This is a genomic window from Pseudoxanthomonas sp. 68-E7 (assembly GCF_057773145.1).
In genome coordinates, this window is record NZ_JBYMTI010000007.1 from 154499 (window position 1) to 172218 (window position 17720).

The following is a 17720-nucleotide window of genomic DNA, read 5'->3' on the forward strand; positions in this document are numbered from 1 at the left end:
CCCGAAATGTCCAATCCATTGCTTGTACGCAAGGCAGCCGTGCTGGGTGCCGGCGTGATGGGTGCGCAGATCGCCGCGCACCTGACCAACGCCGGTGTCGACACCGTGCTGTTCGACCTGCCCGCGAAGGACGGCCATCCCGACGGCGTCGTGCTGAAAGCCATCGCCAACCTGGGCAAGCTCAGCCCGGCCCCGCTCGCCAGCAAGGCGCTGGCCGAAGCCATCACCCCGGCCAACTACGACACCGGGCTGGCGCAGCTGAAGGGCTGCGACCTGATCATCGAGGCCATCGCCGAGCGGATGGACTGGAAGCAGGACCTGTACAAGAAGATCGCCCCCTTCGTCGCCGACCATGCGGTGCTGGCCAGCAACACCTCCGGCCTGGGCATCAACAAACTGGCCGAAGTGCTGCCGGAGCAGCTCCGCCACCGTTTCTGCGGCGTGCATTTCTTCAATCCGCCGCGCTACATGCACCTGGCCGAGCTGATTCCCGCCCGGGCCACCGATGCGGCGGTGCTGGAGGGCCTGGAGAGCTTCCTGACCTCCACCCTGGGCAAGGGCGTGGTCTACGCCAAGGACACCCCGAACTTCATCGGCAACCGCATCGGCGTGTTCTCGATCCTGGCCACCATCCACCACACCCAGCAGTTCGGGCTGGGCTTCGACGAGGTCGACGGCCTGACCGGGCCGCTGGTGGGCCGTCCCAAGTCGGCGACCTACCGTACTTCCGACGTGGTCGGCTTGGACACCATGGCCCATGTCATCAAGACCATGGCCGACACCCTGCCGGATGACCCGTGGCATGGCTACTTCAAGTCGCCGGACTGGCTGGACGCGTTGATAGCCAAGGGCGCCCTCGGTCAGAAGGCCGGCGCCGGCATCTTCCGCAAGGTCGGCAAGGACATCGTCGTGCTGGACCTGCAGAAGCAGGACTACCGCCCCGCCGATCGCACGGCCGCGCCGGAAGTCGTCGAAATCCTCAAGCTGAAGAACCCCGCCGAGAAGTTCGCCCGCCTGCGCGAAAGCGAGCATCCGCAGGCCCGGTTCCTCTGGGCCGTGTTCCGCGACCTGTTCCACTACAGCGCGGTCCACCTTGCCGACATTGCAGAGACCGCGCGTGATGTGGATCTGGCGATCCGCTGGGGCTATGGCTGGTCGCTGGGTCCCTTCGAGACCTGGCAGGCGGCAGGGTGGAAGCAGGTTGCGCAGTGGATTGCCGACGACATCCTCGCCGGCAATAGCATGAGCAACGCGCCCCTGCCGGACTGGGTATTCGACGGCCGCGAGGGCGTACACGCCGCCGATGGTAGCTACAGCCCGGCCCGCAATGCCAAGCTGCCCCGCTCCGCCCTGCCGGTCTATCGCCGCCAGCGTTTCCCGGATCCGCTGCTGGGCGAGAGCTTCCCGCTGGGCGAGACCGTGTTCGAGAACGACGGCGTGCGCCTGTGGACCGACGGCGATGGCGTGGGCGTGGTCAGCTTCAAGACCAAGATGAACACCGTTTCAGATGCCGTCCTGGCCGGCGTGCAACAGGCGGTGGCGATCGCCGAGCAGAAGTTCAAGGGTCTGGTGATCTGGCAACCGAAGGAACCCTTCTCCGCCGGCGCGGACCTCGCTGGCGCCCTGGGCGCACTGCAGGCCGGCAAGATCGCCGAGTTCGAAGCCATGGTCGCCAGTTTCCAGGCCACCAGCCAGCGCATCAAATATTCGCTGGTCCCGGTCGTCGCGGCCGTACGCGGGCTGGCCCTGGGTGGCGGCTGTGAGTTCCAGATGCACAGCGCCCGCACGGTGGCCTCGCTGGAGAGCTACATCGGCCTGGTAGAGGCGGGTGTCGGCCTGCTGCCGGCAGGTGGCGGTCTCAAGGAAATCGCGGTGCGCGCATCGCAGGCGGCCGGCCCGGGTGGAGATGTCTTCGCCGAGCTCAAGCGGACCTTCGAGACGGTGGCCATGGCCAAGGTCTCCGCTTCCGCCGTCGAGGCCAAGGAACTGGGCCTGATGCGTGCGAACGATCTGGTTGTATTCAACGCCTACGAGCAGCTCTACATCGCCAAACAGCAGGTCCTGGCCCTGGCCGAGAGCGGCTACCGTCCACCGCTGCCGGCACGCCGCATACAGGTCGCCGGCGACGTCGGCATCGCGACCTTCAAGATGCTGCTGGTCAACATGCTGGAAGGCCGCTTCATCAGCGAGTACGACTACGAAATCGCGACCCGCATCGCCACCGTGCTCTGCGGCGGCGAGGTGGATCGCGGCGCGCTGGTCGACGAGGAATGGCTGCTGGCCCTGGAACGCAAGCATTTCGTAGAACTGGCCCAGCAGGAAAAGACCCAGGCCCGTATCGCGCACATGCTGAAGACCGGAAAGCCGCTTAGGAACTGAGAATCGGGAATGGAGAATGGGGAATCGTGAAAGCGGTTCCCATCTCCGGACCTTCACCTACATTGCCGGCAGAGGGGAATGACGGGAATACGTGGAAACCCATTTCACGATTCCCGATTCTCGATTCCCCATTCCCGGCTTTCGGAGAAAGCCAAATGAGCAAACAGATCCAGGACGCCTACATCGTTGCCGCCACCCGCACGCCGGTTGGCAAGGCCCCGAAGGGCGTGTTCCGAAATACCCGTCCCGACGACATGCTCGCGCACGTGCTGAAATCGGTCATTGCGCAGGCGCCGGGCGTTGACGTCAATCGCATCGACGACGCGATCATCGGCTGTGCGATGCCGGAAGGCGAGCAAGGCATGAACGTGGCCCGCATCGGCGTGCTGCTGGCCGGCCTGCCCAATACCATTGCCGCACAGACCATCAACCGCTTCTGTTCGTCCGGCCTGCAGGCCGTCGCGATGGCCGCCGACCAGATTCGCCTCGGCAACGCGGACCTGATGTTGGCCGGCGGTACCGAATCGATGTCCATGGTGCCGATGATGGGCAACAAGGTCGCGCTGTCGCCGTCGGTATTCAAGGACGACCATGTCGCCATCGCCTACGGCATGGGCATCACCGCCGAGAAGGTCGCCGAGGAATGGAAGGTTTCGCGCGAGGAGCAGGATGCGTTCGCCCTCGCCTCGCACCAGAAGGCACTGGCCGCCATCGCCGCCGGTGAATTCAAGGGCGAAATCTCACCCTATGAAGTGCTGTCGCATCTGCCGGACCTTGCCGGCAATACCATCCGCCTGAAGAAGCTGCTGGTCGAGAACGACGAAGGTCCGCGCCCCGACACTTCGCTGGAAGGCCTGGGCAAGCTGCGCCCGGTGTTCCGCAACGGCCAGTTCGGCGGCAGCGTGACCGCCGGCAATTCCTCGCAGATGAGTGACGGTGCCGGTGCGGTGCTGCTCGCGTCCGAGCAGGCGCTCAAGGATTACGGGCTCACTCCGCTGGCACGTTTCGTCAGTTTCTCCGTGGCGGGCGTGCGCCCCGAGGTGATGGGCATCGGTCCCATCGCGGCCATCCCGAAGGCGCTCAAGCAGGCGGGTCTGAGCAAGGATCAGCTGGACTGGATCGAGCTCAACGAAGCCTTTGCCGCGCAGGCCCTGGCGGTGATCCGTGACAGCGAACTGGACCCGTCCAAGGTCAATCCGCTGGGCGGCGCCATCGCGCTGGGGCATCCGCTGGGTGCGACCGGCGCCGTCCGCACCGCCACGATCGTCCATGGCCTGCGCCGCCGGCAGCAGAAGTACGGCATGGTGACCATGTGCATCGGCACGGGCATGGGTGCGGCCGGCATCTTCGAGTCCCTTTGACTCCGCCACAGGCATCCCGGAAAACAACAGGAATGGCGCCGCAAGGCGCCATTCCTGCTCCAGCTCCCCGGACTTTCAGGCCAAGCGGGTGCCATTGGGAACGGGGCGCTCCAGGGTGGTAATGACCACGCCTTCCTCCGTGGGAAATCCCGTCAACAGGAATTCGGAGACGAAGGGACCGATCTGCTTGGGAGGAAAATTGATCACCCCCACGATCTGGCGGCCGACGAGGTCGTCCTTTTCATAGAGCGCGCGGACCTGCGCACTGGTCTTGCGCACGCCATGGGGCCCGAAATCCACCCAGAGCTTCCAGGCCGGTTTGCGCGCTTCCGGGAATGGCTCCACCCGCACGACGGTGCCCGCGCACAGGTGCACCTTTTCGAACTCGGCCCAGGTAAGCGCATGCTCCATCGACGCGCTATTCCAGATCGGTGACGCCCAACTCGCTCAGCGCATCCTGCATCATATTGCGGGCCGCGTCGCTCAGCTTCTCGTGATCCAGCGCATAGCGGATGGTCGCCTCGATCAGGCCGATGTGGGTACCGCAGTCGAAACGGGTGCCCTGGAATCGATACGCGTGCACCGGCTTCTGGCCAAGCAGCGTCGCAATGGCGTCGGTCAACTGGATTTCACCACCGGCTCCCGGCGTGGTCTTTTCGAGCAGGTCGAAGATGCTGCCGTCCAGTACGTAACGCCCCACGACCGCAAGGGTGCTCGGCGCCACGTCGGGCTTGGGCTTTTCAACGATGGCGTTGATCCGGCCGGAACGCCCGGAGAAGGCATCCGTCGCGACGATGCCGTAGCTGCCGGTCTGTTCGCGGGCCACGTCCTGCACCGCGATCATGCTGGCGCCCGTCGCCTCCGCGGCATCGGCCATCTGCTTCAGTGCGCCCGGCCCCCGGTTCCAGATGAGATCGTCGGGCAGCAGCACCGCGAACGGCTCATTGCCCACGATGGGCTTGGCACACAGCACCGCGTGGCCCAGTCCCAGCGCCTCGGCCTGGGTGACGAACACCGCGCGCACGCCCTCGGGCAGCACATTGCGTACCAGTTCCAACTGTTCCTGCTTGCCGGCCCGTTCCAGCTTCTGCTCGAGTTCGTAGGCCTTGTCGAAATAGTCGGCCACCGCATGCTTGTAGCGATTGGTGACGAAGATCAGGGTGTCGCAGCCGGCTTCAATCGCCTCATCGACGGCGTACTGGATGAGCGGCCGATCGATGATCGGCAGCATCTCCTTGGGGACGGTCTTGGTGGCGGGAAGGAAACGGGTTCCCAGGCCTGCGACGGGGAAAACGGCCTTGCGGATGCGTCCAGTCATCGGGTCCTTCGGGCTTCTCGAGCGGGGAAGGTCACGATGTTAGCCGATGCAGGTTCAACAGATTGTTCAAGCGGCGAGAACTCGGGCACCGCGATACGCAGGATTTCCTGCATCTCATCGACGTCATAGCGGCCGTGCGCCGCCCGCAGGCGCTGGATGGCCAGTTCGATGAAATCGGCAGATACCGTACGCGCCTCGGCCTGCATGATCTTGGAGTGGGAGGTGGGCCGATAGGCCTCGTCCGCATGGAACAGGTTCTCATGCAGCTTTTCGCCAGGGCGCAGGCCGGTATAGACAATGGCGATATCGCGGCCGGGCTGCTTGCCCGCCAACCGGATCATCTGCTCGGCCAACAGCCGGATCGGTACCGCTTCGCCCATGTCCAGCGTGTAGATGGAAGCATGCGCGGCTCCGGCCGCCGCCTGCAGGATCAGCTGGCTGGCTTCCGGAATCGTCATGAAGTAGCGCGTCACTTCCGGGTCGGTCACCGTGACGGGTCCGCCCTTGCGGATCTGTTCCCGGAACAATGGGACCACGCTGCCCGCCGAATCCAGCACATTGCCGAAACGCACGGTCACGAAACGGGTTGCCCCGGCATGGCCATCGTCGGACGCCTGGCAGACCATCTCGGCCAGTCGCTTGGTCGCGCCCAGCACGTTGACCGGGTCGACGGCCTTGTCGGTGGAAATCAGGACGAAGGTCCCCACGCCGCTGCGGCGGCAGGCCTTGGTCACCATCTCGGTCGCGAGCACGTTGTTGCCGACGGCCTCGCGTAAATGCTGCTCCAGGAGGGGAACCTGCTTGTAGGCCGCCGCATGGAAGACCGCGTCCGGTTCTGCGAGCGCCAAGGCGTGCTCGATGACCGCCGGGTCGCCACAGTTGCCGAGCACCGGCAGGATTTCCAGATCCGGGAATGCCCGCTGCAGATCCGCCTGGATGGTAATCAGGGCCAGTTCGTCGATTTCGAGCAAGGCGATGCGCTGGGCGCCATGACGCGCGCATTGCCGGCACAACTCGGAACCGATCGAACCACCCGCGCCGGTCACCAGGACGGTTCGGGCTCCCAGCCAGCCGCGGATGAGTTTCCAGTCTGGCGTCACCGATTTCCGGCCAAGCAGGTCCTCGATGGCCACTTCCTTGAGGTCGCCGGGCATCGCGTGCCCTTCGAGCACATTGATCAGGCGGGGCACCATCCGGAAAGGCAAGCCAGTACTCTCGCAGATGGCGACCACTCTCTGCATGCTGGGCGCATCCAGCGAGGGCATCGCGATGACCAGCATCCGCGCCGCCGTCTCGCGCGCGACGCTGGCCGCCTGGTCCAGGCCGCCCAGCACCGGCACGCCCAGTAGCTTGGAGCCGTGCAGCTTGACGGCATCGTCCAGGAAGGCAATCGGGTGATAGACACCGGTACGGCGGAGTTCCCGCACCAGGGCCTCACCTGCCCGCCCCGCGCCCAGGACGACCACGCGGGAAGCGTTTTCGTGGGAGCGACTGGCCTGCAGATCCTTCCAGGCCCGGTACAACAAACGCGGCAGTCCCAGGAACGCGACCAGCGCGAAGGGGTAGAACGCGAGGACCGCCCGCGGCAATGAACCGAAGCGGTTGTAGAAGAACAGGCCGATGACGATGGCAAGGAACCCCAGCCCGCTGGCCTTCACGATATTCCACAGGTCCGGCAGGCTGGCGAATCGCCAAAGGCCGCGATAGAGCCCCATCCACCAGAACACAAGCCCTTGGCCAGCGACGACAATAGCGATCTCGTTGGACCAAAGCGGGTAACCGGGAGATTGCGGCAACATCGCATAACGCACGAAGTGCAGCAGCTGCCAACACAGCCAGACCATCAACAGGTCATGGGCCGCCACCAGCAGGCGCGGTAGGAATGCCGTTGTCCGGTCCCGCCAAGATTGCATGCAACTCCTCCCTGATCTTCTATGACAATCCCTTGCGCGACCATCTCCAGAGCGCAAGTGCGAATGCATACCAAGCGACCGTGGCGACCAGCCCGACCCCAGCTCCGGCATTAGACAGCATCCACATTAACAAGAGCGTAACACCACTGAACAAACCATAAAAAGATGTGACGGTCTTGTGACCGTAACGCCGAGCGGCGCGCTGGTAGACATGCGTGACATGCGGTGTCCACCAGCGCTCGCCACGCAGAATGCGCGTTGCGAGCGTGAAGCCCGCGTCTACGAGAAAGGCGGCGGGCGGTAACAGGAACAGCCAGAACGTGACCTCGCCTAGGCCGGGGGTGAGGCTCAACAGGACCGCCAGCGCGAAGCCTAGGGCTCCGCTGCCCACGTCCCCCAGGAAGATCCGCGCGCGCGGGAAATTGAACGGCAGGAAACCGCAGCAGGCCGCAAACAGCGCGGCGGCCAGCCAGGACCAGGGTCCCTTGAGGAAAAACGCGGCGGCCACCGCGACCAGCAAAGCCTGGCTGGCGGCCAGGCCGTCAATGCCGTCCATGAAGTTCCAGACATTGACAAGCACCAGGATGGCGACAATCGCCACCAGCAACTGCCAGGTCGGTGCCCCCTGCCGGTACAGCGCCAGGGCAAACACCAGGGCCGCCAGCAGGTGGACCAGCAGGCGCCAGGAGGCCGGGAGCGGCCGATGGTCATCCCACCAGCCCACGCCGGCAACCATCACCAGGCCAATGCCGAACGCCGCGAACAGTTCGCGTTCGGCCGGCACGCGCGCGCCCAGCACGATGGCGGCCAGCAGCAGCACTCCGACGATGGCGATGCCGCCTCCCCGTGGCGTGGCGACGGAATGGCTGCGCCGCTCGCCGGGCTGGTCGACCAATTGCCTCCGGATCGCGTACCGGCGTGCCAGCCAGGTGCCCATCGCCGCCACCAGGAAGTGCAGCGACAGCCAGGGAATGAAACCGGGCATCAGACGACGGCGTAGTTCAGCAGTGGCTTGATGCTGCCCCATTCCTTGCAGCTGGGGCATTGCCAGTGATGGGTGCGCGCGCCGAAGCCGCAGCGGGTGCAGCGGTAGCTCGGATTGCGGACCAGCAATTGGTCGGTGATGTGCTTGAGATCCTGCAGGGTGGCGGCGGGATCGGCACCCTCGGCGAGGGTGAGGTCGATCAGCGCGGCTTCACCACGCACCGAGGGTCGATCCTTTAGCTGACGAGCCAGGTAGGCGCGCGCGGCGGCAACCCCGTCCTGTCCTTCCACCAGTTTGGTCAGGGCCAGGACCGGGGCGATGCCGCGGTAGTGCTCGCTCATTTCCGACAGGAACGCGCGCGCGCCGGACAGGTCGCCGACCTTCTCGTAGTTGGCGAGCAGGCCCGGCAGGACTTCGGGCAGGTAATCGGGGTCATGGCGCGCGGCGCGCTCGTAGGCCCGGATTGCCGCCTCATGGTTGCCTGCGTCCGATTCCAGCCGCCCCTCGAGAATGCCGGCGCGCACGCAGCCGGCGTCGGCCTGGTAGGCGCGGGCGATGGCCGAACGCGCGGCCGCCACGTCATTGGCGGTACGGAAACGCTCGGCGAGTTCGCACTCGAACTGTGCGACCAGCTTGCCCATCGCCTCGCCGGTCACTTCCTCGTAGCGCATGGCGTTGTCGATCGCCTTTTCCCAGTCGCGCTCGGCCTGGTAGATGCCGATCAGGTGCTTCAACGCCTGCGGCGCACGTTGATCGATGCGGGCAAGATCGGAGAACACGGTCTCCGCCCGATCCAGCAGGCCGGAACGCATGTAGTCCTCGCCGAGCGCCAGCAGCGCCTGGACCTTCTGCTGGTCGCTGAGATCGGGGCGTTGCACAAGCCCCTGGTGCAGGCGGATGGCGCGATCCACCTCGCCCCGGCGGCGGAACAAGTGGCCCAGCGCGACCTGGGTCTCGAAGGTTTCCTTGTCCAGTTCGGCGATGTGCAGGAACAGCTCGATGGCCTTGTCAGGCTGTTCGTTGAGCAGGTAGTTCAGGCCACGGAAATAGGTGCTGGACAGGCGGCTGACCTGGGTGTCGCCATGGCGCTGCCCTCCCCGCCGGCCGATAATCCAGCCGCTGAGCGCGGCCAGGGGCAGGAACAGGAAGAACCAGAACCATTCGTTGAGGAATTCCATCGATCAGGGGCCCGTGCCGGGAGTTGGCGTGACGGAGGGAGCGGAGGTCTGGGCCTTGCTCGCCTTGCGCAGGCGCGCGTACAGCGGCAGCACCATCGTCGCCATGACGATGAGGCCGCCGATGAGCACGCCAAACAACAGCGAAAGGATGATCGCGACGCCGGACGAGGTCGGGATCTCGGTGAACAGCAGTTTCAGCACGATCGGCTGGGTATTGAGCACGCCAATCACCAGACCGGCGGCGAGAAAAATCAATGCGACAACCAGGCGGACGGTACTCATCGGGCGGCTCCCTGCGCTTGCCAGTCAAGCGCTAGCTTAGCCGAGCAACGACCTCGCGCGCAGTAGGATGCGTTCCCGCCCCGGTTTCGGTCCCCCTCCCGGCTTCGCGGAAGGAGCCGGTTCAGTCCGTGCTTTCCTCGATCGGGGTGACGTCGCTGACGCGTTCGCGCAGCTCCTTGCCGGGCTTGAAATGGGGAACATGCTTGGCCGGCAGCGCAACCGAATCGCCGGTCTTGGGATTGCGCCCCATGCGGGGCGGGCGATAGTGCAGCGAGAAACTGCCAAAACCGCGGATTTCGATGCGATCGCCCTGTGCCAACGCCCCGGCCATCATCTCCAGCAATGCCTTCACGGCCAGATCGACGTCTTCGGCCTTCAGGTGCGGCTGGCGGCGGGTCAGGATTTCGATGAGTTCTGATTTGGTCATCGCGCAGGCTGTCGGGCGGATACGTTCCGCACCGGCCCGGGTGGAGAACCCGGGCCGGTCGGAAGCTTGTGTTGCTTACAACGGAGTTGCTTGGCTTACTCGGACTTGTTGCCGTCCAGCTGCGCGCGCAGCAGCGCGCCCAGCGTGGTGGTGCCGCCCGACGCGGACTGGTATTCCTCCAGCACTTCGCGCATTTCGGCTTCGTCCTTCGCCTTGATCGACAGCTGCAGGGTGCGGCCCTTGCGATCCATGCCGATGAACTTGGCTTCGATCTTGTCGCCGACCTTCAGGTGCTGGCTGGCGTCGTCGATGCGCTCGTTGGCGATGTCGCGAGCCGACACGTAGCCTTCGATGCCGTCGGCCAGTTCGATCACGGCGCCCTTGGCGTCGACTTCCTTCACCACGCCTTCGACCTTCGAGCCCTTCGGATGCGCCGCCATGTACTGGCCGAACGGATCCTGCTCCAGCTGCTTGACGCCCAGGCTGATGCGCTCGCGCTCCGGATCAACCGCCAGCACCACGGCTTCCAGCGTGTCGCCCTTCTTGAAGTTGCGCACGATGTCTTCGCCGGTGGTGTTCCAGCTGATGTCGGACAGGTGCACCAGGCCGTCGATGCCGCCGTCCAGGCCGATGAAGATGCCGAAGTCGGTGATCGACTTGATCTGGCCCGACACCTTGTCGTTCTTCTTGTGGGTGGCGGCGAAGGTTTCCCACGGATTGGCGGCAACCTGCTTCATGCCCAGCGAGATGCGGCGACGCTCTTCGTCCACGTCCAGCACCATCACTTCGACTTCGTCGCCGACCTGCACGACCTTGGACGGGTTGACGTTCTTGTTGGTCCAGTCCATCTCGGACACGTGCACCAGGCCTTCCACGCCCGGCTCGATTTCGACGAACGCGCCGTAATCGGTGACGTTGGAGACCTTGCCGAACACGCGGCTGTTGGCCGGGTAACGGCGGGCGATGTTGTCCCACGGATCCTCGCCCAGCTGCTTCAGGCCCAGCGAGACGCGGTTGCGCTCACGGTCGTACTTGAGCACGCGGACATCCAGTTCCTGGCCGACTTCGACCACTTCGGACGGATGACGCACGCGCTTCCACGCCATGTCGGTGATGTGCAGCAGGCCGTCGATGCCGCCCAGGTCGACGAACGCGCCGTAGTCGGTGAGGTTCTTGACCACACCCTTCAGCACCACGCCTTCCTGCAACTTGTCCATCAGCTGCTCGCGCTCTTCCGAATGCTCGCTCTCGACCACCGCACGGCGGGAGACGACCACATTGTTGCGCTTGCGATCCAGCTTGATGAGCTTGAACTCCAGTTCCTTGCCTTCCAGGTAGCCCGGGTCGCGGACCGGACGGACGTCGACCAGCGAGCCCGGCAGGAACGCGCGGACGTCCTTGATGTCGACGGTGAAACCACCCTTGACCTTGCCGCTGATGCGGCCGGTGATGGTCTCGTTCTTCTCCAGCGCCTGCTCCAGTTCGTCCCACACCATGGCGCGCTTGGCCTTCTCGCGCGACAGGACGGTTTCGCCAAAGCCGTTCTCGATCGAGTCGAGGGCCACCTTCACTTCATCGCCCACGCCCACGTCGATCTCGCCGGCGTCGTTCCGGAACTGTTCGATCGGCACGATGCCTTCGGACTTCAGGCCGGCGTTGATCACCACCACGTCGTTGCGGACTTCCACGACGACGCCGGTGACGATGGCGCCAGGCTTCAGCTTGGCCAGTTGGGTCTGGCTCTGTTCAAACAGTTCGGCAAATGATTCGGTCATTGTTGATTACTCGGTTGGACACACGGACGGGTGCGCGCCTCGCGGCGTTCCCCCGTCCACCCTTTCGGCGCCTGATGAAAAAGTGCCGTGTGTAGTTGGAAGTGGAAAAACCGTCGCCCCGGTGCAGGCACCGGAGAACGGAGCTTGTTTCTGCTGGCGGATTTACGCGGCGTGCCGGCCCCGGAGTCGCCGCGATGGATTGCGATCAACGGCTCACGATGGCCAGTACGCGCGCCACGACTTCGTCGATGCCCAGGCCGGTGGTGTCGATGTGGACGGCGTCGTCGGCCGGCCGCAGGGGCGCCACCGTGCGCTGCGCGTCACGGGCGTCGCGGGCGAGAATCTCGCGTAGCAGACCGTCTAAGGTAACCGAAACCCCTTTGTCTTTCAACTGCTTATAGCGCCTTTCCGCCCTCTCCTCGGCGCTGGCGGTCAGGAACACCTTGTAAGAGGCGTCCGGGAAGATGACCGTGCCCATGTCCCGGCCGTCCGCGACCAGCCCGGGGGCCTGCCGGAAAGCCCGCTGGCGCTCCTTCAGCGCCGATCGGACCTCCGGAATCGCGGCGATGGCCGAAGCCAGCGCGCCGGTGGTCTCCAGCCGCAGTTCCTCGGTCGCGTCCACGTCGTCGACGATGACCCGCAGGCCCTGCGGGCCGTCCTGGAAGCGGACCCGGGTATCGAAGGTACAGCGGACCAGCGCCGCGGGGTCCGAAATGTCCAGATCCGCCCAGCTGGCCGCCACTCCCACCGCACGGTAGAGCGCGCCGGAATCCAGGTAGTGCCAGCGCAGGCGGTCGGCGACGATGCGGCTGACCGTACCCTTGCCGGCGCCGGAAGGGCCATCGATGGTGAGGACGGGGATGGTGTCGGACATGGGGAATCCTGTGGTTTTCCGCCTATTATGCCGCCCCGCGCGGACCACTCCCGCGACGCTTTCCCCGCGATTCCAGCAACCACTTGATGCGGCTGGGGAAATACCCTTAGAATATCGGGCTTCGTTTCGCCCCATATTCTTTTACGCCGAGGTTTCATCATGAAGGTCCTGTCCTCCCTGAAGTCGGCGAAGGCCCGTCACCGCGACTGCAAGGTGGTCCGCCGCCGCGGTAAGGTCTTCGTGATCTGCAAGTCCAATCCGCGTTTCAAGGCGCGCCAGCGCTGAGTTTCCGCATCGCGGGCAGCCTTCCGGCCCAGCCCGCACGGAGCTCCCGGAAAACCGCCCTCGGGCGGTTTTTTGTTGCTTGGCATTTGCTATAAAGGCCGCCTCTTTCCGGGGAAATCCGCCATGAACCGTCGCATCCTCGTCGTCCCGATGTCCGTGCTGCTGGGCTTGGCCGCCAATGCCTCCGCCGGCGACACGCTGCTGGTGGATCGCGTGCAGGAAACCGCCGCCCAGGCCGCGCCGGTGCGTGGCTGGAGCAGCCAGCAGGTGCAGGCGCGCTTCGGCGAGCCCCAGCAGAAGCTGGAACCCCGCGGCGGCCAGAAGCGCCAGTGGCCGACGATCCATCGCTGGGTCTACCCGGCCTTTACCGTGTACTTCGAGCGCGATCGCGTGATCGACGTGGTCGCCAACCAGGCCGGTGCCGACGAAATCGGGCCCAAGCCCCCCATCCGCTGACCCTTGCAACTGATTGGTACGATGACCGACGCTTTTCGCTTTCCCGCCGAGTGGGAACCCCAGTCCGCGATCCTGATTGCCTGGCCGCATGCCGATACCGACTGGGCCGAACGCCTGGGCGATGTCGAGGAAACCTATGTGGCGCTGGTGGCGGCCATCACCCGTTTCCAGGACGTGGTGATCTGCGTGGCCGACGATGACCTGCAGACCTACGCGGAGGCGCGCCTGCGCTCGGCGCGGGTGGACATGGAGCGCGTGCGCTTCGTGCCGGCCGAGTATGACGACACCTGGTTGCGCGACTCGGGTCCGATCAGCCTGCGCGATGGCGGTCGCTTCAAGCTGCTGGATTTCCGCTTCACCGGCTGGGGCGGCAAGTTCGAGGCCAGCCGCGACGATCGCCTGGTCGGCGAATTGTCCGGCATGAATCTGTTTCATAACTATTTCGTCCAAAGCATTGATTTTGCTTTGGAAGGTGGTGCGATTGAAACCGACGGCGAAGGCACCCTGCTGACCACCTGGCAGTGCCTGCACGAGCGCCATCCGCAGGCCAGCCGGGAAGAGCTGACCACCCGCCTGGCGGCATGGCTGAAGCAGGACCGGGTGCTGTGGCTGGACCACGGTTATCTGGAAGGCGACGACACCGACGCCCATATCGACACCCTCGCCCGCTTCGCGCCGGGCGACGCCATCGTGTTCCAGGCCTGCGACGATCCGGCTGACTCCCACTTCGATGCGCTGCAAGCCATGGCCGCGGACATCGCCGCCCTGCGCACCCGCGCGGGCGAGGCGTACCGCCAGTTCCCGTTGCCGTGGGCGCGCCCGGTGCTCGACAACGGCCGTCGGCTGGCCGCTTCGTATGCCAACTACCTGATCCTCAATGGCGCGGTGCTGATGCCGGCTTATGGTGATCCGGCCGACGCCAAGGCAGCGGACGTGCTCGCGGCCGCCTATCCGGGTCGCGAAATCGTGCAGGTGCCCTGCCGCGCGCTGATCTGGCAGAACGGCAGCCTGCACTGCATCACCATGCAATTGCCGCAGGGCCTGCTCTCCGCGGCCTGAGCGGTTGCGGGTACAGGCGTCACCGGACGGGACGGATTCCATGGAATCCGTCCCGTTTCACATTTCAGGCCCGAAGCATCGTCACTAGGTCTTTCGTTGGGGCGGCGTTGAACGCTTCGTTTACACACGCCCGGCACCAATCACTGATAACGCTCTCTTGCCCAGTGCGGAGGAGCCCCCGGTGTACACACGACGCCAATTCCTTGCTTCCACTGCCGCGGCCGCTGCGGGTATTGGCCTGGCGGCCTGCCGCGATTCGGCCCGGGCCGGCCTGTCGCAGGAGGCTCCGGGCAAGGCGCCCGCCGCCGATGCCACGCCGCCCGGCCCCCTCAATACCCGCCTCATCCCGCGCACGCAGGAACGCATTCCGGTCATCGGCATGGGCACGTCCGGCAGTTTCGAGGTCGGCACGGGTACTGCGGAACGGGATCCGCTGCGCGAGGTGTTGAAACGGTTCTTCGCCGCCGGCGCGAGCGTCATCGATACCGCCCCGACCTACGGCACCGCCGAGGACGTGCTCGGCCCGCTGCTGGCCGAACAGAAACTGCGGCCGCGGGCCTGGCTGGCGACCAAGCTTTCCGGCGTCACCGGCCGGGAAGAAGGCCTGGCCCAGTTCAACGACAGCCTGCGGCGCTTGCAAACGGACAAGGTCGAATTGCTGCAGGTCCACAACCTCGGGGATCTGAAGGCGCAGCTGGCGCTGGCGCGCGAGCTCAAGCAGCAGGGCAAGGTGCGCTACGTCGGCGTCACCCACTACGTCGAACGCGCGCAGGACGAGTTGGCCGATGTCGTCCAGGCCGAGAAGCCCGACTTCCTGCAGATCAATTACTCGGTTGTTTCCCGCGGCGCGGAAAAGCGGGTTCTTCCGCTGGCGCAGGAGCTCGGCGTCGGCGTGATGATCAACCGAGCGTTCGAGGATGGCCGTTTGTTCGCGCAGGTGAAGGACAAGCCGCTGCCCAGCTGGGCGGCCGAGGCCGGCATCACCAGCTGGGCGCAGGCGTTCCTCAAGTTTGCCTTGAGCCATCCGGCGGTGACGGTGGTGATCCCCGCCACCGGCAAGCCGGAACGGCAAAGCGACAACCTGCGCGCAGGCGTGGGCCCGGATCTTGACCAGACCCAGCGCCAGTCGCTGATCGCCCAATTCGCCTGAGTACCCGATGAGCGACGCTCCCTCGCGCCCCGGCCTGATCGCCCGCCTGTTCAACGTCGAACCCCGCGAAACCGCCGCCGTCGTCGCGGGTCTGTTGCTGTTCTTCCTGTTGTTCACTGGCTATTTCATGCTGCGTCCGGTGCGCGAGACGATGGGCGTGGCCGGCGGCGTGGACAACCTGCAGTGGCTGTTCACCGGGACGTTCGTCGCGACGCTGGCGGCGATGCCGCTGTTCGGCTGGGTCGCCGCGCGCATGCGTCGGCGGCACATCCTGCCGTGGACCTTCGGCTTCTTCGTGCTGAACCTGCTCGTCTTTGCCGCGCTGTTCGGCTCGCAGCCGGAGAACGTCTGGATCGCGCGCACCTTCTACATCTGGCTGTCGGTATTCAACCTGCTGAGCATCTCGCTGGCCTGGAGCGTGCTCGCGGACCTGTTCGTGGTGGCGCAGGCCAAGCGCCTGTTCGCGCTGATGGCCGGTGGCGCCAGCCTGGGCGGACTGTGCGGACCGGTGCTGGGCACGCTGCTGGTGGCGCCGCTGGGGCACGCCGGACTGGTGCTGCTGTCGGCCCTGTTCCTGGCCGGCAGCATCGGCGCCGCCGCGTGGCTGCAGCGCTGGCGCGACGCGCATCCGTTGCCGGCGCAGGACCAGGTGGCGCGCAGCCGCCCGCTCGGCGGCAATCCGTTCGCCGGCGCGACGGCGGTGTTCCGGTCGCCCTACCTGATCGGCATCGCCCTGTTCGTGCTGTTGCTGGCCAGCGTCAGCACCTTCCTGTACTTCGAACAGGCGCGCCTGATGGCCGAGGTTTTCCCGGACCGCACGCGCCAGACCCAAGTGTTCGGCCTGATCGACACCATCGTGCAGAGCCTGGCGATCCTCACCCAGATTTTCATCACCGGGCAGATCGCGCGCCGGCTGGGCGTGGGCGTCCTGCTGGTAGTGGTCCCGCTCATCACCGCCGCCGGTTTCCTGTGGCTGGCGCTGGCGCCGACCTTCGCGGTGTTCGCGGTGGTGATGGTGGTGCGCCGCGCGGGCGAATACGCGCTGGTCCGGCCGGGCCGGGAAATGCTGTACACGGTGGTCGGCGCGGAAGACAAGTACAAGGCCAAGAACTTCATCGATACCGTGGTCTACCGCGGCGCCGATGCGCTGAGCGGCTGGGTGAAGCGGATGCTCGACCTGATCGCCGAGCATCCCGCGCTGGCGATGATCATCGGCGCCGGCATCGCGCTGGCCTGGGCGGGCACGGGCGGCTGGCTGGGACGGGCACAGCGCCACCGCGAGCAGGCCGGCGGCTGAGCCCGGCGGCGCCCGCCGTTCACCCGCGGGCGGCCCCCGGCCGCGCCATCCGCGTTACCATGCGCGTCCGCTCAATCCCGCTCCCGCCATGACCCGCAAGACCTCCCTGCCTGTCGCCCTGATCCAGGAAAAGAACCACGGCGATGCCGATGCCAACCTGACGGTGATCGAGGATCGCGTGGCCGAGGCCGCCCGTCGCGGCGCGCGCCTGGTGCTTCTGCAGGAATTGCACAACGGCCCGTACTTCTGCCAGCACGAGTCGGTCGGCGAGTTCGATCTGGCCGAGCCGATCCCGGGCCCGAGCACCGAACGCCTGGGCAAGCTGGCCCGGCAGCACAACGTGGTGCTGGTGAGCTCGCTGTTCGAGCGCCGCGCCACCGGCCTGTACCACAACACCGCGGTGGTGTTCGAGAAGGACGGCAGCATCGCGGGCAAGTACCGCAAGATGCACATCCCGGACGATCCAGGGTTCTACGAGAAGTTCTATTTCACCCCCGGCGACATCGGCTTCAAGCCGATCGAGACCTCGGTGGGCCGCCTGGGCGTGCTGGTGTGCTGGGATCAGTGGTATCCAGAAGCCGCGCGCCTGATGGCGCTGGCCGGTGCCGAACTGCTGCTCTACCCCACCGCGATCGGCTGGGACCCGGACGATGCGCAGGAAGAAAAGAACCGCCAGCGCGATGCATGGGTGCTCAGCCATCGTGGCCATGCCATCGCCAACGGCCTGCCGGTGCTGAGCTGCAATCGCGTCGGCCACGAACCCTCGCCGCTGGGCACCTCCGGCATCCAGTTCTGGGGCAACAGCCACGTGCTGGGTCCGCAGGGCGAATTCCTTGCCGAGGCCGGCACCGAAGCGACCCTCCTCAACGTCGAAGTGGACATGGAGCGCAGCGAGCACGTGCGCCGGATCTGGCCATTCCTGCGCGATCGCCGCATCGACGCCTATGGCGATCTGCTCAAGCGCTACATCGACTGAGGCAT

17 protein-coding genes are annotated in these 17720 nt (G+C 65.7%); 8 read left to right on the top strand and 9 right to left on the bottom strand.

Going from position 1 to position 17720, the window contains the following annotated elements; all coding sequences use genetic code 11:
* The first annotated feature begins 6 nt into the window (after positions 1–6).
* Positions 7–2379, top strand: a complete 2373-nt coding sequence (locus AC3DE2_RS17250; protein ID WP_488427189.1) for a 3-hydroxyacyl-CoA dehydrogenase/enoyl-CoA hydratase family protein — start codon at positions 7–9, stop codon at positions 2377–2379.
* A gap of 155 nt (positions 2380–2534) precedes the next feature.
* A complete protein-coding gene (locus tag AC3DE2_RS17255; RefSeq protein ID WP_295379716.1) occupies positions 2535–3740 on the top strand; it encodes an acetyl-CoA C-acyltransferase in 1206 nt (401 codons plus the stop codon).
* Positions 3741–3815: 75 nt separating this feature from the next.
* Here the strand turns inward: AC3DE2_RS17255 and AC3DE2_RS17260 are convergent, their stop codons facing one another.
* The 9 genes from AC3DE2_RS17260 to cmk all read right to left on the bottom strand — a co-directional run bounded on the left by AC3DE2_RS17260 (position 3816) and on the right by cmk (position 12492).
* The gene (locus AC3DE2_RS17260) at positions 3816–4151 is read right to left on the bottom strand and encodes a tRNA-binding protein (RefSeq protein ID WP_488427190.1); all 336 of its coding nucleotides are present in this window, start codon (positions 4149–4151) and stop codon (positions 3816–3818) included.
* Positions 4152–4158: 7 nt separating this feature from the next.
* Positions 4159–5058 (bottom strand): UTP--glucose-1-phosphate uridylyltransferase GalU, encoded by a 900-nt coding sequence (gene galU / locus AC3DE2_RS17265; RefSeq protein WP_295379715.1) that lies wholly within the window; start codon positions 5056–5058, stop codon positions 4159–4161.
* Complete coding sequence (locus AC3DE2_RS17270) at positions 5055–6971, bottom strand: polysaccharide biosynthesis protein (protein WP_488427248.1); 1917 nt, start codon at positions 6969–6971, stop codon at positions 5055–5057. Before AC3DE2_RS17270 ends, galU begins: the two co-directional genes overlap by 4 nt.
* 19 nt (positions 6972–6990) lie before the next feature.
* Positions 6991–7956, bottom strand: a complete 966-nt coding sequence (locus AC3DE2_RS17275; RefSeq protein ID WP_488427191.1) for an MraY family glycosyltransferase — start codon at positions 7954–7956, stop codon at positions 6991–6993.
* Positions 7956–9134 (bottom strand): lipopolysaccharide assembly protein LapB, encoded by a 1179-nt coding sequence (gene lapB / locus AC3DE2_RS17280; protein WP_295379711.1) that lies wholly within the window; start codon positions 9132–9134, stop codon positions 7956–7958. Before lapB ends, AC3DE2_RS17275 begins: the two co-directional genes overlap by 1 nt.
* Before the next feature lie 3 nt (positions 9135–9137).
* Positions 9138–9416, bottom strand: coding sequence for a LapA family protein (locus AC3DE2_RS17285; RefSeq protein ID WP_488427192.1), 279 nt, complete (start codon positions 9414–9416; stop codon positions 9138–9140).
* A 121-nt stretch (positions 9417–9537) separates the two neighbouring features.
* Positions 9538–9843: an integration host factor subunit beta gene (locus AC3DE2_RS17290; protein ID WP_295379706.1), complete on the bottom strand. Its 306-nt coding sequence runs from the start codon at positions 9841–9843 to the stop codon at positions 9538–9540.
* 95 nt (positions 9844–9938) lie between these two features.
* Entirely contained in the window at positions 9939–11618 is a 1680-nt protein-coding gene (gene rpsA / locus AC3DE2_RS17295; protein ID WP_183636756.1) for a 30S ribosomal protein S1, read from the bottom strand.
* 205 nt (positions 11619–11823) lie between these two features.
* On the bottom strand, positions 11824–12492 hold the full coding sequence (gene cmk / locus AC3DE2_RS17300; protein WP_488427193.1) for a (d)CMP kinase: 669 nt from the start codon (positions 12490–12492) through the stop codon (positions 11824–11826).
* 159 nt (positions 12493–12651) lie between these two features.
* On the opposite strand from cmk, the gene ykgO reads away from it, so the two are divergent.
* The 6 genes from ykgO (at position 12652) to AC3DE2_RS17330 (ending at position 17715) form a co-directional block, all read left to right on the top strand.
* The gene (ykgO, locus tag AC3DE2_RS17305; RefSeq protein ID WP_010342887.1) at positions 12652–12777 is read left to right on the top strand and encodes a type B 50S ribosomal protein L36; all 126 of its coding nucleotides are present in this window, start codon (positions 12652–12654) and stop codon (positions 12775–12777) included.
* Between the two features lie 123 nt (positions 12778–12900).
* Positions 12901–13233, top strand: coding sequence for a hypothetical protein (locus tag AC3DE2_RS17310; protein WP_488427194.1), 333 nt, complete (start codon positions 12901–12903; stop codon positions 13231–13233).
* Positions 13234–13254: 21 nt separating this feature from the next.
* Complete coding sequence (locus AC3DE2_RS17315; protein WP_295379662.1) at positions 13255–14292, top strand: agmatine deiminase family protein; 1038 nt, start codon at positions 13255–13257, stop codon at positions 14290–14292.
* A 181-nt stretch (positions 14293–14473) separates the two neighbouring features.
* Positions 14474–15442: an aldo/keto reductase gene (locus AC3DE2_RS17320; RefSeq protein WP_488427195.1), complete on the top strand. Its 969-nt coding sequence runs from the start codon at positions 14474–14476 to the stop codon at positions 15440–15442.
* 7 nt (positions 15443–15449) lie between these two features.
* Positions 15450–16739, top strand: a complete 1290-nt coding sequence (locus AC3DE2_RS17325; protein ID WP_488427196.1) for an NTP/NDP exchange transporter — start codon at positions 15450–15452, stop codon at positions 16737–16739.
* Between the two features lie 88 nt (positions 16740–16827).
* The gene (locus AC3DE2_RS17330; RefSeq protein ID WP_488427197.1) at positions 16828–17715 is read left to right on the top strand and encodes a carbon-nitrogen hydrolase; all 888 of its coding nucleotides are present in this window, start codon (positions 16828–16830) and stop codon (positions 17713–17715) included.
* Positions 17716–17720 lie beyond the last annotated feature (5 nt).

Excerpts from the sequence above, each read along its gene's own strand:
- AC3DE2_RS17250 (WP_488427189.1), top strand. The coding sequence starts at position 7 with ATGTCCAATCCATTGCTTGTACGCAAGGCAGCCGTGCTGGGTGCCGGC.
- AC3DE2_RS17255 (WP_295379716.1), top strand. The coding sequence starts at position 2,535 with ATGAGCAAACAGATCCAGGACGCCTACATCGTTGCCGCCACCCGCACG.
- AC3DE2_RS17260 (WP_488427190.1), bottom strand. The coding sequence starts at position 4,151 with ATGGAGCATGCGCTTACCTGGGCCGAGTTCGAAAAGGTGCACCTGTGC.
- galU (WP_295379715.1), bottom strand. The coding sequence starts at position 5,058 with ATGACTGGACGCATCCGCAAGGCCGTTTTCCCCGTCGCAGGCCTGGGA.
- AC3DE2_RS17270 (WP_488427248.1), bottom strand. The coding sequence starts at position 6,971 with ATGCAATCTTGGCGGGACCGGACAACGGCATTCCTACCGCGCCTGCTG.
- AC3DE2_RS17275 (WP_488427191.1), bottom strand. The coding sequence starts at position 7,956 with ATGCCCGGTTTCATTCCCTGGCTGTCGCTGCACTTCCTGGTGGCGGCG.
- lapB (WP_295379711.1), bottom strand. The coding sequence starts at position 9,134 with ATGGAATTCCTCAACGAATGGTTCTGGTTCTTCCTGTTCCTGCCCCTG.
- AC3DE2_RS17285 (WP_488427192.1), bottom strand. The coding sequence starts at position 9,416 with ATGAGTACCGTCCGCCTGGTTGTCGCATTGATTTTTCTCGCCGCCGGT.
- AC3DE2_RS17290 (WP_295379706.1), bottom strand. The coding sequence starts at position 9,843 with ATGACCAAATCAGAACTCATCGAAATCCTGACCCGCCGCCAGCCGCAC.
- rpsA (WP_183636756.1), bottom strand. The coding sequence starts at position 11,618 with ATGACCGAATCATTTGCCGAACTGTTTGAACAGAGCCAGACCCAACTG.
- cmk (WP_488427193.1), bottom strand. The coding sequence starts at position 12,492 with ATGTCCGACACCATCCCCGTCCTCACCATCGATGGCCCTTCCGGCGCC.
- ykgO (WP_010342887.1), top strand. The coding sequence starts at position 12,652 with ATGAAGGTCCTGTCCTCCCTGAAGTCGGCGAAGGCCCGTCACCGCGAC.
- AC3DE2_RS17310 (WP_488427194.1), top strand. The coding sequence starts at position 12,901 with ATGAACCGTCGCATCCTCGTCGTCCCGATGTCCGTGCTGCTGGGCTTG.
- AC3DE2_RS17315 (WP_295379662.1), top strand. The coding sequence starts at position 13,255 with ATGACCGACGCTTTTCGCTTTCCCGCCGAGTGGGAACCCCAGTCCGCG.
- AC3DE2_RS17325 (WP_488427196.1), top strand. The coding sequence starts at position 15,450 with ATGAGCGACGCTCCCTCGCGCCCCGGCCTGATCGCCCGCCTGTTCAAC.
- AC3DE2_RS17330 (WP_488427197.1), top strand. The coding sequence starts at position 16,828 with ATGACCCGCAAGACCTCCCTGCCTGTCGCCCTGATCCAGGAAAAGAAC.